Source organism: Nocardia sp. NPDC041819 (assembly GCF_055590505.1).
The window spans coordinates 153,620-167,178 of the sequence record NZ_JBVJAP010000008.1 but is presented as its reverse complement, the minus strand read 5'-3'; the positions used below and the strand labels follow the sequence as shown (position 1 = coordinate 167,178).

The following is a 13,559-nucleotide window of genomic DNA, read 5'->3' as shown; positions in this document are numbered from 1 at the left end:
CGCAGACCGACAAGCATTTTCGAAACTTCGCGGCCCGAGCATAGCGGGAGGGGCGGTGCGGCGCCACTCGGATGGATTCCGGGAGGCACGCGGTAAGAGCGTGAATTCGCGCTGCCGTGCCGATGCTCGGATTGCGCTGGCGACGGCCGAAAAGGCCGTTGCGGCAGTGCGGCCGGTGCGGAATTGCCGAATTCTCGTTTGCCTGGAATTCACCGACGGCGGCCTGTGCTCGTGCGGGCAGCCGTAATACCGACGTGATATCGGAAAATCAGATCATCGGCGCGCTCGGCGGCCGCATCGGCGAGTGGCGTACGGCGCGAGTGCGCCGAGAGATCTGCGGTGTGGCCGGCCCGCCGGGCTTGCCGAGCCGGGGGCCGAAACCGAGCCGCTGTCGTTCGATCAGAGTTGTGCGGTTTGCTCGCACGGAGGCAGGCCGTCGGCCTCGCGCAGTACTTCGGCGACGGACTCCAGGTACAGCAGCGTGCGCAGCGACACGCCGTTCACGGCCTGCCCGAGGCGGCGCAGGGCCGAATTGTCCAGGTGCGCGATCACTTCGGCGTCGTCGTCCCGATCGGGCCCGGGGTCGAAGACGAAGTAGTTGGGGTCGAGCCCGAACACATGGGCCAGCCCGGCGCGAGCCTGCTCGGGCAGCGTGGTGAGCTGTCCGCGCCGGACGCTCGCGAGGTAACCTGGCTCCAGGTCGTACCCGGCCGCGGTCACCCACATCTCGACCGTATCGTCGGCGAGCGGGCGTCCGTGCGCGCGCTCCCACATCTCGAACGCTAGGTTCAGCCGGGCAGTGATATCGATGTCCACGACCGCCTCCACCTTCTGGGGACATTTGCCTCTTGACGGGTCAAACATTCACTCGACCGTAGCGTGGGAGCACTCGATCCCCGTGATTTCACGGCAAATGTCCGGTTGCATAGGGGAGGGAACAGACTCGATCCCCGATTTACGGGGACTACGGCCTCGAGGAGATGGATGTGCGACTGAGTTCCGAGGAGGCGCGCAAACGATTCGCGACCAGTCCGGTCGCGCGGTTGGCGACCATTTCGGCGCGGACGCGCCCGCATTTGGTGCCCATCGTGTTCGTCGTGGCGGGCGAGGTGATCTACACCAGTGTGGACGCGAAGCCGAAGACGACCACCGCGCTGCGCAGGCTGGCCAATATCGCGGCGAACCCGGCGGTCACCGTGCTCGTCGACCGCTACGGTGACGACTGGACCCAGCTGTGGTGGGCCCGCGCCGACGGGGACGCCCGCATCGTGGAGGGCGCCGAGGCGGAAGCGGCGATCCGCCGATTGACCGCGCGCTATCCCCAGTACGAACGACAGCCGCCCCCGGGGCCGGTGATCGCCATCGATGTGGCGCGCTGGTCGGGATGGTCCGCGCGCTGAGTGGGCCGCGCCGGTTCGGGTAGAGTCCGATTCACCCCCTCCCGCTGAGAGGTGGTGAGCCGGACCGAATGTCGAGCCGATCGTGAGGATCGCATGCCCCCGAATTTCGCGCTGAAGACCATGAATACAGTGCATCGCGCCCTGCTGAAGGTCAGTTTCGGGAAGCTGGGCAACGAGTTCGGCGGCATGCCGTCGCTCGAACTCACCACTACCGGCCGCAAATCCGGTCGGCCGCATGCGGTGATGCTCACGGCCCCGGTCGTCGACGGCGACACCTACGTCGTCGTCGCCTCCCGTGGGGGCGACCCCGTGCACCCGGCGTGGTTCTTGAACTTGCGCGACAATCCGGATGTCGTCGTATCGGTGCGCAGCGGTCCGAAGGTGCCCATGACGGCTCGGGTGGCTACGTCCGAGGAACGGGCCGCGCTGTGGCCCCGCGTCACCTCCGCGGCGAAGAACTACGCCGACTATCAGACGAAGACTACGCGCGAGATTCCGCTGGTCCTGCTGACGCCGAAGGGGTGAGCCCGCCGCCGGGTGACGGTCGGTCCCGGTAGTCGCGCAGCACCAGGCCGAGGCATCCGGCCGCCGCCAGCGCGCCCGTGCCGAGCATTACCGGATAGCCGAGGCCGTAGGCGTCGTGCAGGAACGACAGCAGTGCCGGAGTGCCGAAACCGAGGTAGCTGGCCGAATAGAACACCGCGGTCAGCCCGGCTAGATCGCCGGGGCGGGCGATGCGCTCGATCTCTTGGAGCCCGGCCACCAGACCGATGCCGTAGCCGGCCCCGAGCGCGATGGCGGCGGCCAGAGTCGCCCACAGGGTCAGCAGGTCGGAAGCCGCCGCCGCGAGGATCATCCCGGCCGTGACCGAGCTCAGCGCCACTACGGCCGCCCGCGCGGTGCCGGTCCGGTCGATCCGCCGCGCGACGGACTGGATCGCGAATCCGCAGCCCAGCGTGGTGAGACACAGCACGGCGGAGAACGCGATCGGCGCCGCGCCGACTTGCGGTGCCATCAGCGCGGGCAGTACCGCGTACGCGGTCGCGCCGGAAGTGAACAGCCACAAGGCGACCGGAATCGCCACCGTGCGGAAGCGGCGGTGCCCGGCCGTGGGAATCCGCAGGTCATCGCGGAGCCGACGCGGATCGCGGCGGTACGGCACGGTTTCCGGCGCACGCCTGACCCACACGGCGGCGATCAGGCACAGGCCCACGTTGATCAGGTACGCCAAGGAGTTCGGCCACGGCGCCCATTGCGCGAGCACGCCGGCGCAGCAAGCGCCAACGGCGAAGCCGCCGGTGAGGCTCATCGCGGAGCGGCGCGCGCCCGTGCCCGCGGGCAGCCGCGGACCGTGGGGCGGTTGCGCCAGCTCTTTGAGCCAGCTGCCGCCGACCGCCATCGCCAGCCCGAGCGCGACGCCGCACAGCACCCGCCCCGCCGAAAGCACCGGTACCGACCCCGACCCGCACGCGAGCAGCAGCGATCCGGTCGCGGCGATCAGCGGCGCGGGCCGCAGCAGGGCGCGGCGGCCGTGGCGATCCGACAGCGGACCGCCGATCAGCAGCGCGGGCACGATGCCGAGCACGTAGTAGAACAGCAGCAGATCGACGGTCGTGGCCGCCAGGCCGTCGTTCTTGTACATCACCAGCAGCGGCGTGAATTCGTTTCCGCCCCATGCGATCGCGAACATCGCGGCCGCGACGCCGCGCCACTGTCCGGCGACGACCGATGCGCGGGGCGCTGTGCCGGTGAGGGTGGCCATCACCGGCCGCGGAGTTGCAGTTGGTGCACGCCGGACAGATGCTCGACCAGCGCGTCGGCGAACCCGTCGACGTCCGCTGCGGCGACCAGATCGGCCAGCCGCGTGTGCTGCTCGATGATCCGGGTGATGTCGACCGGGCCGCGGCGCAGGGCGACGCTGTTCATCCGGCGCTGGCGCTCGCGCAGCGAGTCGTAGAACCCCGACAGCAGCGGATTGCCACCGGCCAGGACGTAGGTGCGGTGGAAGTCGGTGTCCGCCACGGCGAATCCGTCGAGGTCGCCCGCGGCGGCCAGGTCGCGCTGCCGTTCGATCGAAGAGCGCAACGCCTCGATCAGCATGCCGGTGTCGTTCGCGGTAGCGCTGCGGACCGCCGCGGTCTCCACCACGTACCTGGCATGCGCCACATGCTCGGCCTCGTCGGGCGGGATCGGCACCACGAGCGCGCCGCGCTTGGGGTACAGCTTCATCCAGCCCTCGGTCTCCAGCCGCAGGAACGCCTCGCGTACCGGCGTGCGGGAGGTGCCCAGATCGGCGGCGATCTCGCCCTCGCTGATCAGCTCGCCCCCGGGCAGCGCGCCGGAGAGGATCCGCTCCTTCACCGCGCGATAGGCCTGCTCAGCCGATGAATACGTCTTAGACACAAGTTGTATTCTACGGATGGGGATTCGCGGCGGGTTTGCGGGGTGTGGGGACGACTGGCATCCCGCGGGAGGCGGCACCGAACCGTGTGCCGATGCACCGCGGGTATCCGGCAGCACCGCTCCGTCGCGGCGCCGACGCACCGCTCCATCTCCGCGCCGACGTCGTGCGGTGCCGACGCGCGAAGTCACGAGGCGGCGACCATATCCCCGGTAACAGCGCACGCCGCCGCGAGGCGCTGGTGTGGCCGATGGCCGGCGGCGGCGCCGGCGTTCAGGCGATGATCAGCGGCATCACGGAGCGCGCTCGTGCTGCCGCCTCACCGAACCCGCCTGCCGTAGGTTCTCCGGCGGCCGAGGGCTGCGGCGGTGCCCGGCTACGAGGCGCCGAGCGAATCGGGGTCTGTCATCCGGCAGATCGGAGTCCCGGACGCGGATGCGGGCGCGCCTGCTCGAGCTGCGCGGCGATCGGGAGGATCGTCGTCTCGCCGTTGGTGGGGCCGACCAGCTGAACCGACAAGGGAAGCCCGTCGTCGCCGACACCGGCGGGCACGGAGGCGGCGGGGTGGCCGGTGACGTTCCAGATGGCGGTGTAGGCGACCATCGGAACGGAGGCGAGCTGAGCGCGCACCGTGTTCGCCCCGTCGAGCACACCGAGCAGGGGCGGGCGGATCGCGATGGTGGGAGTCAGCAGCAGATCGCACTCGGTGAAAATGCGATCGGCCTTGCGCGCCACCGCCTCGCCGCGCCGGATCGCCCATTCGATGACCGGCCTGCGCGCCCAGGCGCCGAGCGTGAGGGTCTGCCTGGTGCGGTGTTCGAGCAGTTCCGGGTGATCCACCTCCGGCAATTCGGCGCGCACGCCGCCGAAGAACTGCGGGTAGAAGGCGTGCGTGGAATCCGGGTAAGCGGGATCGATCTCCATCACGGTGTGGCCGAGTTCGGCCAGCAGCTTCGCGGTGTCGCGGACGGCGCGGACATGCTGCGGATCGAGTCTGACCAAGGGGATGGGTGATTTCGTGCTGTAGCCGATGCGCAACGGCCGGGCCGGTCCGCGCGCCGCGGCCTCGAACGAGGTCGCCGGTTCCGGCGCCTGGAACCGGTCGGTGGGGCTGTTGCCGCGGATGACGTCGTAGACGACGGCGGAGTCCAGCACACCGCGGGTCAGCGGCCCGGCGACCCCCAGCGCCCACCACAGATGCTCGTTCGGGGCGATCGGCACGCGCCCGCGCTGCGGTTTGAGGCCGAACAATCCGCAGCACGCCGCCGGGATCCGGATCGACCCGCCGCCGTCGCCGCCGAGCGCGACCGGCACAAGACCGGCCGCCACCGCGGCGGCGGACCCGCCGCTCGAACCCCCGGCCGAGCGGCGCGGGTCCCACGGGTTGTGGACCACGCCGAACGTGCTGGACTCGGTGAACGGCCACTGCCCGAATTCCGGCATCGCGGTCTTGCCGACGATGATCGCCCCGGCCGCGCGCAGCCTGCGCACCGCTTCGGCGTCGGCCACGGCGGGCGTGGAGTTGGCTCTGGTACCGAAGGTGGTCACCACGCCTGCGACGTCGAATTCGTCCTTCACCGCGACCGGCACCCCGTGCAAGGGGCCGAGCGTGGCGCCCGCGGCGCGCTCGCGATCCCGCTCGACGGCCTCGGCCCTGGCCTCGTCCCGCAGGACGTGGGTGAAGGCGCCGAGGTCGGCGGCGGCATCGATACCGTCGAGCGTCGCCTCGACCAACTGTTCCGCGGTGAGCGCGCGCTGCGCGAGCAGTTCGCGCTGTTCGAGCACCCCCGACGAGACGACCTCCTGGAGATCCATCCGCTACCGCTCCTTCCGGGCTCGCGCCGCGCGGCCGTCGCCGATGCCGACCTTCCCGACTCATGCAGTCGAACGACCATTCTGCAATGGATATCGCCTGGTGAGCCCGTTCGGTTCCATGGGCGTGTCAGGAGGTCGCCGGACCTTCCACCGCGGCGGGGCGGGTGCGCTCGAGTTCGGCGTGGTTGCGTGAGTAGGTGAAGTAGACGATCAGGCCGACGAAGAGCCAGATCACGAAACGCGCCCAGGTCTCCCAGGGCAGCGACCAGATCAGGTACACCGAGAACCCGATGCCGATCAGCGGCACGACCGGCATGAACGGCAGGCGGAACTCGCGCGGCTCGTCGGGGCGGGTGCGCCGCAGCACGATCACGGCGACGGACACCACGATGAACGCCATCAGGATGCCGATATTGGTCAGTTCGGCGACCACGGTGATGTCCAGCAACCCGGCCATCAGCGCCGATCCGATGCCGACGATCCAGGTCACCCGGGTGGGCACCTTCCGGACCGGATGGGTCTTGGCGAACCACTCCGGCAACAGCCCGTCGCGGCTCATGGCGAACCAGACCCGGGTGACTCCGAGCATGAAGGTGAGCACCACGGTGACGATTCCGACGATGGCGCCGACCGCGATGATGTTCGCGACGCCCGGTTGCCCGACCGACTCGAAGGCGGTGGAGAATCCGCTGGTCGGACTGATCTCGGTGTATTTCTGCATGCCGGTCAGCACCAGGGTGGCCAGCACGTAGAGCGCCATGGCGATGGCCAGCGAATAGATGATCGCCTTCGGCAGGTGCTTCTTGCCGTCGGTGGACTCCTCGGCGGCGGTGCTCATCGCGTCGTAGCCGAACACGGCGAAGAACACGGTGGCCGCGCCCGTCCACACCGCGCCGGTGCCGAACGGGAAGTAGGGGGTGTAGTTCGAGCTGTCGATATGGAACACGCCGAGCACGATGATCAGCACGACGAGGGCGACCTTGATGCCGACGGCGACGGTCTCGAACCGGCCGACGCTGCGGATGCCGCGCGAGAGCAGCCATGCGGTGCCGAGGCAGAACAGCATGGCGAACACGTCGACGACATGGCCGTCGCCGGTGCCCGCGGCGCCCATCATCCAATCCGGCAGTGTGATGTCGACCTGCTCCAGCAGGAATTTGAAGTAGCCGGACACGCCGATGGCCACCACCGCCGCGACCGCGACGTACTCCAGCAGCAGGTCCCAGCCGATGAACCAGCCCGCGATCTCGCCGAGCGACACGTATCCGTAGGTGTAGGCGGATCCGGCTTTGGGCACCATCCCGGCGAATTCGGCGTAGCACAGAGCGGCGGCGGCGCTCGCCACACCCGCGATGAGGAACGAGATCAACACCGAAGGTCCGGTGACCGAGTGCGCGACCGCGCCCGCCAAGGTGAAGATGCCCGCGCCGATGATGCCGCCGACGCCGATCGCGGTGAGCTGCCACAGGCCCAGCGACCGTGACAGCTGCTCGTCCGCGGGAGCGCCTTCGTCCTCGACCGCACCGAGCGGCTTCCGGCGCGTCATCTGGGTGCGTAACCGCGCGAGGGACATATCGGTCCTTTCGTCCACTGCGTGCTCACCTCAATACGACCACAGGAAGGTGGGATCGGTCGGCGGAAGAAAATAAAGTTCGCTCTTCCGCTCAGCGGTCGCGGCCGAAGGAACGCAAGAAGAAGGCGATGTTGGCCGGGCGCTCGGCCAACCTGCGCATGAAGTAGCCGTACCACTGGTCACCGTAGGGCACGTAGACGCGCAGCGAATGGCCCGCTCCGACCAGGCGTCGCTGTTCGGCGTCGCGGATGCCGTGCAGCATCTGGAACTCGAAATCGCCGGACTTCCGGCCGCTTTCGCGCACGTAGCCCAGCGCCGCACCGATCAGCGCCGGGTCGTGCGTGGCCACCATCGGATAGCCCTTGCCCTCCATCAGGATCCGCAGGCAACGCAGGTAGGACTCGTCCACCGCGGAGCGGCTCTGGTACGCCACCGCCGCGGGTTCGCGATAGGCGCCCTTGCACAACCGGATCCGTGCGCCCGGACCGGCGAAGGTCCGGCAGTCCTCCTCGGTGCGTTTGAGATAGGCCTGCAACACCGTGCCGAGCCACGGGAAGTCCAGCCGCAGCTCGCGCACGATCGCCAGCGTCGATTCGGTGGTGGTGTGGTCTTCGGCGTCTACGGTCACCCAGATCCCGGCCGCCTTCGCCGCCGTACAGATCTCGTAGGCGTGCTCGCGCGCGATGGCGTACCCGTTCTGCGGAAGCCGCTGGCCGAGCGCGGAGAGCTTGAGCGACACCTCCAGCCGGGGCACCGGCGACTCGTTCGCGGCCCGCAGGTCGGCCAGCGCCGACAGCAGCCGCAGGTAGTGCGCGACGGTTCCGCGGGCGCGGTCGAGATCGGTGGTGTCCTCGCCGAGGTAGTCGATGCTCACGAACCGGCCGGAGCCCAGCAGCGCCGAGGACGCGGCGACCGCGTCGCGCTCGGTCTCGCCCGCGACGAAACGGTCGACCATTTTCTTGGTGGCAGGCATGCGGGTGATCGCGCGCTCGACGCGCGGGGAACGAGAGGCCGCCAGCACGGCGGGCCGCAGCAGTCCGGAGAAGGCCATCACAACTTCTGGTGCGGGTAGCGGTGGTCGGTCGCGGGGACGAAGGTTTCCTTGATCGTGCGAGCGGAGGTCCAGCGCAGCAGGTTCTGTGCCGAGCCTGCCTTGTCGTTGGTGCCGGACGCGCGCGACCCGCCGAACGGCTGCTGGCCGACGACCGCGCCGGTGGGTTTGTCGTTGATGTAGAAGTTGCCCGCCGCGAAGCGCAACCGGTCGAGCGCGGTGCCGATCGCCGCCCGATCCTGGGCGATGATCGCGCCGGTCAAGCCGTAGGGCGAGCCGCCATCGATCCGGTCGAGCGTGGACTCGAACGATCCGCGGACCGAATCGTCGTAGACGTGCACGGCCAGGATCGGGCCGAAGTACTCGGTGCGGAACGCCTCGTCGGCCGGGTCGTCGCCGAGCAGTACGGTCGGCTCGACGAAGTAGCCGACGCTGTCGTCGGCGTGGCCGCCGGTGGCGATGGTCAGGCCGGGGGTCGCCTTGGCGCGCGCCAAGGCGTCGGTGTTCCGGACGAAGGCGCGCCGATCGATGAGCGCTCCGCCGAAGTGGCCGAAGTCGGTGACGTCGCCGTAGCTGAGCGCGGCCACTCGGTCGATGAACTCGCGGCCCATCCGGTCCCACAGCGATCGCGGGAGAAAAGCGCGTGAGGCGGCCGAGCACTTCTGGCCTTGGTAGTCGAACGCGCCGCGGATCAGCGCGGTGCTCAGCACCTCGGGATCGGCGGAGCTGTGCGCCACCACGAAGTCCTTGCCGCCGGTCTCGCCGACCAGGCGCGGGTAGGAGTCGTAGCGGTCGAGATTCGCCGCCACGGTGCGCCAGAGGTGCCGGAAGGTCGCGGTGGACCCGGTGAAGTGGATTCCCGCGAGCCGGTGATCGGCCAGCGCCACGTCCGACACCTCGGGCCCCGCGCCGTGCACCATATTGATCACGCCGGGCGGCAGTCCCGCTGCCTCCAGTAGCCGCATCGTCCAGTACGCGGCCACCGATTGGGTGACGGCAGGCTTCCACACCACGGTGTTGCCCATCAGCGCGGGCGCGGTGGGCAGGTTGCCCGCGATGGCGGAGAAGTTGAACGGCGTGATCGCGTAGACGAAGCCCTCGAGCGGCCGGTAGTCCACCCGATTCCACACCCCCGGCGCCGAGATCGGCTGGTCCGCAAGGATCCGGCTCGCGAAGTGCACGTTGAATCGCCAGAAGTCGACCAGTTCGCAGGGGGTGTCGATCTCGGCCTGGTAGGCCGTCTTGGACTGCCCCAACATCGTTGCGGCGGAGATCGTTTCGCGCCACGGTCCGGCCAGTAGGTCGGCGGCGCGCAGGAAGATCGCGGCGCGCTCGGCGAAGGGCAGCGCGCGCCAGCCCGGCGCCGCCGCGCTCGCCGCCGCGATGGCGTCGCCGACCTCGCCCGGTCCGGCCGTGGTGAGCGTGCCGAGGACGGCGGCGTGCCGGTGCGGCTGCACCACCGTGACGCGCTCACCCGAACCACGGCGGTGCGCACCGCCGATGACGTGAGCGACGTCGGTCGGGGTCGCGGCGAGTTCGGCCAGCTTCACCCGTAGGCGCTCGCGTTCGGCCGTGCCCGGCGCGAAGCTGCCCACCGGCTCGTTGACCGGCGGGGGCGGGGACACGACGGTCTCCATGAGACCTCCTACTATCAGGTGAATTTCCGGCAATGGGAAGTCAACACCGTAAAACTGCCCGAAGAATGAGCCAACCAGACAAAGATGGGGCAAGTGCGTTGTCGAGTTGGCCGAAGGACGGGAACGTGGCGAGGGAAGGTGACCAGGTCGCCGCGGATATCGACCTCTTCGCGCTGGCGCAGATGATCGCGGATAACGCGGGCGGAATGGTGTCGATCGAGGACCCGCGGTCGCATGTACTCGCGTACTCGGCCTCCGACGAGAACGCCGACGAATTGCGGGTGCGATCGATCCTCGGCCGCGAGGGGCCGCGGGAGTATCTGACCCTGCTGCGGCGCTGGGGGGTGTTCGATCGTCTGCGCGATACCGACGAGGTCATCGACGTGCCCGCGCACGACGAGCTGAACATCAAGCGCCGATTGGTGATCGGCATCCGCCGTCCCACGGACGCGCACACGCGCGCTGCTCGGGTGCTCGGCGCGATCTGGCTGCAAGAAGGCGGCCGGCCGTTCAAGCCGGACGCGGCCGAGATCCTGCGCGGCGCGGCGGCCATCGCGGGACGCCTGATCTCCCGCAGTCTCGACGCACCCACCACCGAGGCGCTGCTGATCCGGCGGCTGTTCGGCGCGAGCGGGCCCGTGATCGACGCCGCGGCCGTGGTGAACGCGCTGAATCTGCCGACGACCGGCCCTGCGGCGGTGATCGGATTCGCGCTCATGGCGGGGGAGCGGGCACCGGGCGTCGAGCCGGCTGCGGTGGGCGGCGTTCTGCGCCTGCGCGCCTGCTCTTTCCGCGGTGACTCGGTGACCACCACGATCGGTGACCGCGTCTACGTACTGCTGCCCGGCTACCGTTCCGCTCAGGCGGTGACGGCTTGGACACGGCAGTTGATCGAGCAGCTCGAAGCGAAGCGCGCGCTGTCGCTGCGGGCCGCGATCGCGTGCCCGGTGCCCGATCTCGGCCGGGTGGCCGACGCGCGCGCGGAGGTCGATCGGGTGCTGGCCCGTACCTTCGCGGCATCGCCGGGAAGCCGGGTGACCACCCTCGCCGAGGCGCGGACCGCGGTGCTGCTCGGCGAGACCCTGGATCTGATCGGTGCACGGACGGAACTGCACGATCCGCGTTTGCGCGCGCTGTTCGACTACGACCGCAAGCATTCCGCGAGCCTGCGCGACAGTGTCGAGACCTATCTGCGCGAACACGGCGACGTGCGCGACGCCGCCGCGGCACTGCGCGTACATCCGAACACGCTGCGCTACCGGCTTCGCCGGGTCGAGGACATTCTCGGCATGAACCTCGACGACCCGGCCGACCGTCTGCTGTTGCAGATCCAGCTCGCCCTGCATCGCCGCCCCGGCCCGCCCGAGGCCCGGGGTTGACGGCGGTGGTGCTGCCCCGGTCACGCTCGCCGAACGGGTACACGTGCGGCGCTGGAACGTGCTTCGGACCTGCCTGGACGTGCCCTGGAAGGCGATCCGGCGGCTGACCGGCCCGCTGCGCGATACGCCTGCCGAAGGGGTCCGCGCGGCCTACAGTTGAGCGCGGGAACCCGGGTCACGGCCCCGGGGAGGCGTCCGGCTCGGATCGTGACGGACACCCTCCGGGTCCCCGTCACGGAGGACGAGATGACGACGCCACGTCAGACGCTCGAGGTGGGTTCGCGGTTCGGGCCGTATCGCCTGGATCGCCTGATCGGTCGTGGCGGGATGGGGGAAGTCTTCGAGGCCTACGACACCGTCAAGGACCGCACCATCGCCTTGAAGGTGCTGCCCGAGCGGCTGCACGACGACCCGGTGTTCCGAGAACGGTTCCGGCGCGAATCGCACGTCGCGGCGCGGTTGCAGGAACCGCACATCATCCCGATCCACGACTACGGCGAGATCGACGGCAGGCTCTACATCGATATGCGCCTGGTCGGCGGTGACAGCCTGCGCGCGCTGCTGACCGAGCGGGCGCCGCTGGATCCGGAGCGGGCGGTCGCGATCGTCCGGCAGGTCGCCGCGGCGCTGGACGCCGCGCACGCCGACGGCCTGGTGCACCGGGACATCAAGCCGGACAACATCCTGCTCACCCCGGACGGCTTCGCCTACCTGGTGGACTTCGGGATCGCCCAGTCGGCCACCGGGGAGAGTCTCACCAGCGACGGCTCGGCGATCGGATCGTTCCACTACATGGCGCCGGAACGGTTCCACTCCCGCGTGGTCACCCCCGCCGCCGACATCTACGCCCTGACCTGCGTGCTCTACGAATGCCTGACCGGTTCACGGCCGTACCCGAAGGACACCGACGCGCAGATCATCTCGGCGCACCTGTTCGAACCGCCGCCGCGGCCGCACTCGTGCCTTCCAGGACTGCCCGCCCGGCTGGACGCGGTGGTCGCGCGCGGGATGGCCAAGGACCCGCAGGCGAGGTACGGCACGGCGGGTGAACTCGGGGCGGCCGCGCAGGCGGCGGTGGCCGAAGCCCCCACGCAGGCGACTTCCGCGGCGGGTGACGCAGTGACCGATGCGGGTCCACCACCGGACCGGTCGGGCGCGACGGCCGTGCCAACGGAGCCGGGCGGCGACAACGGCGAGCGACCACGCCGCCGCGGCGTACTCCGCGTGCTCGCCCTGCTGTGCGTCGTCCTGCTCGCCGCCACCCTCGGCTTCTTCGGCTGGGAGGCGACCCGGCCGAACACCGGCGCCGCCGTTCCCGACGCGAGCGCTCCGAACGGCCCGGACGTCGAATTGCTGTCGCTGGTGGGCCCGTCGGGCTACAAACGCGCCAACTGCGTGCACGAAGACCCCGACCCGCCCACCGCCGCCGTCGTCTTCTGCACCGCGAATCCGGCCGCGAGCGATCCCGCGGCGCGATTCCTGCGATTCCGCAACGTCGACCAATTGCGCGGCTACACCTCCGCATTGCTGGCGGGCCTGCAAGGGCGCAACTGCCCCGGGGACCCGCCGGGGACGGACGGACCGATGCTGCGTGACGGCGCGGAAGTCGGCCGCAAGTCGTGTTTCCTGAGCAAGGTGGACGATCCCACCGCGCCACGGCCCGCGCTGCTGGTCACGGATGAGCGAGCGCTGGCGGCTGCGGTGTACATCTGGGAGCCTGCCGAGCAGCAGTACCGCGACTACGTGGCCGCGCGCAATGGTTTCTCGTTCCGCACCGCCGATCTAGCCCGCGATCCGGACTACTTCACGCAGGCCGATCGCGCGGTGCTGAACCATCTGGCCGGTGATTTCGGCCCGGCCAATTGCCGCCACTCCGACCCGCCGCCCGGTCCGGTGGACGCGGTGCTGGCCTGCGGCACCAAGATCGGATTCCCGTCCGCGGAGTTCTTCGGGTTCCCCGACCAGGAGTCCGCGATGTACCTGTACGAGGCGAACCGCGGGCAGTTCTCGGGACATGTGTGCGGTCGCGGCGACGTGGGCGACGACGTCTGGCGGCAGGACGGCAACGTCCTCGGCCGCTTCTTCTGCTATCCGAACACCGATCCCGCGCTGGGACCGAGCTGCCTGTTCCTGATCCACCAGAAGTTCGGCATCGCCGGGCATTTCTGCGCGCTGCGCGCCGATCACCCGGACCAGGGACCGAAGAGCGAAGCCGAGCTGACGGCGTGGTTCCACCGCTACTTCGACTAGCGCCTCGGCCAACCCTGCGCCGGTCTCGCTGCGGCGCATTCACAATCCTCCCG

11 protein-coding genes are annotated in these 13,559 nt (G+C 69.8%); 4 read left to right on the top strand and 7 right to left on the bottom strand.

The annotated features are described in order from the left end of the window. Positions 1 to 399: 399 nt before the first annotated feature. Positions 400 to 816, bottom strand: coding sequence for a hypothetical protein (locus ACZ6DL_RS23135; protein WP_157172754.1), 417 nt, complete (start codon positions 814 to 816; stop codon positions 400 to 402). A gap of 164 nt (positions 817 to 980) precedes the next feature. Here ACZ6DL_RS23135 and ACZ6DL_RS23130 point away from each other — a divergent pair, with 164 nt between their 5' ends. Together ACZ6DL_RS23130 and ACZ6DL_RS23125 are read left to right on the top strand one after the other, a co-directional pair. Continuing rightward, complete coding sequence (locus ACZ6DL_RS23130) at positions 981 to 1,400, top strand: TIGR03668 family PPOX class F420-dependent oxidoreductase (RefSeq protein WP_466054058.1); 420 nt, start codon at positions 981 to 983, stop codon at positions 1,398 to 1,400. 93 nt (positions 1,401 to 1,493) lie between these two features. Beyond that, positions 1,494 to 1,925 (top strand): nitroreductase family deazaflavin-dependent oxidoreductase, encoded by a 432-nt coding sequence (locus tag ACZ6DL_RS23125; RefSeq protein ID WP_466054056.1) that lies wholly within the window; start codon positions 1,494 to 1,496, stop codon positions 1,923 to 1,925. On the opposite strand, the gene ACZ6DL_RS23120 is transcribed toward ACZ6DL_RS23125, so the two are convergent. From ACZ6DL_RS23120 to pruA, 6 genes are all read right to left on the bottom strand, one after another. Next, positions 1,882 to 3,162 carry an MFS transporter gene (locus tag ACZ6DL_RS23120; protein ID WP_466054054.1) on the bottom strand — a complete coding sequence of 427 codons (1,281 nt, stop codon included), beginning with the start codon at positions 3,160 to 3,162 and terminating at the stop codon, positions 1,882 to 1,884. The genes ACZ6DL_RS23125 and ACZ6DL_RS23120 overlap by 44 nt on opposite strands. Continuing rightward, the gene (locus tag ACZ6DL_RS23115; RefSeq protein WP_466054052.1) at positions 3,162 to 3,803 is read right to left on the bottom strand and encodes a GntR family transcriptional regulator; all 642 of its coding nucleotides are present in this window, start codon (positions 3,801 to 3,803) and stop codon (positions 3,162 to 3,164) included. Before ACZ6DL_RS23115 ends, ACZ6DL_RS23120 begins: the two co-directional genes overlap by 1 nt. A 403-nt stretch (positions 3,804 to 4,206) precedes the next feature. Beyond that, positions 4,207 to 5,616: an amidase gene (locus tag ACZ6DL_RS23110; protein ID WP_466054050.1), complete on the bottom strand. Its 1,410-nt coding sequence runs from the start codon at positions 5,614 to 5,616 to the stop codon at positions 4,207 to 4,209. A 127-nt stretch (positions 5,617 to 5,743) separates the two neighbouring features. Further along, entirely contained in the window at positions 5,744 to 7,189 is a 1,446-nt protein-coding gene (locus ACZ6DL_RS23105; RefSeq protein WP_466054328.1) for an amino acid permease, read from the bottom strand. Between the two features lie 91 nt (positions 7,190 to 7,280). Continuing rightward, complete coding sequence (locus ACZ6DL_RS23100; protein WP_466054049.1) at positions 7,281 to 8,240, bottom strand: proline dehydrogenase family protein; 960 nt, start codon at positions 8,238 to 8,240, stop codon at positions 7,281 to 7,283. Further along, positions 8,240 to 9,877 carry an L-glutamate gamma-semialdehyde dehydrogenase gene (pruA, locus tag ACZ6DL_RS23095; RefSeq protein ID WP_466054047.1) on the bottom strand — a complete coding sequence of 546 codons (1,638 nt, stop codon included), beginning with the start codon at positions 9,875 to 9,877 and terminating at the stop codon, positions 8,240 to 8,242. Before pruA ends, ACZ6DL_RS23100 begins: the two co-directional genes overlap by 1 nt. A gap of 125 nt (positions 9,878 to 10,002) precedes the next feature. On the opposite strand from pruA, the gene ACZ6DL_RS23090 reads away from it, so the two are divergent. Then, entirely contained in the window at positions 10,003 to 11,256 is a 1,254-nt protein-coding gene (locus ACZ6DL_RS23090; protein ID WP_466054046.1) for a PucR family transcriptional regulator, read from the top strand. Between the two features lie 246 nt (positions 11,257 to 11,502). Next, positions 11,503 to 13,506 carry a serine/threonine-protein kinase gene (locus ACZ6DL_RS23085; protein WP_466054044.1) on the top strand — a complete coding sequence of 668 codons (2,004 nt, stop codon included), beginning with the start codon at positions 11,503 to 11,505 and terminating at the stop codon, positions 13,504 to 13,506. Positions 13,507 to 13,559 lie beyond the last annotated feature (53 nt).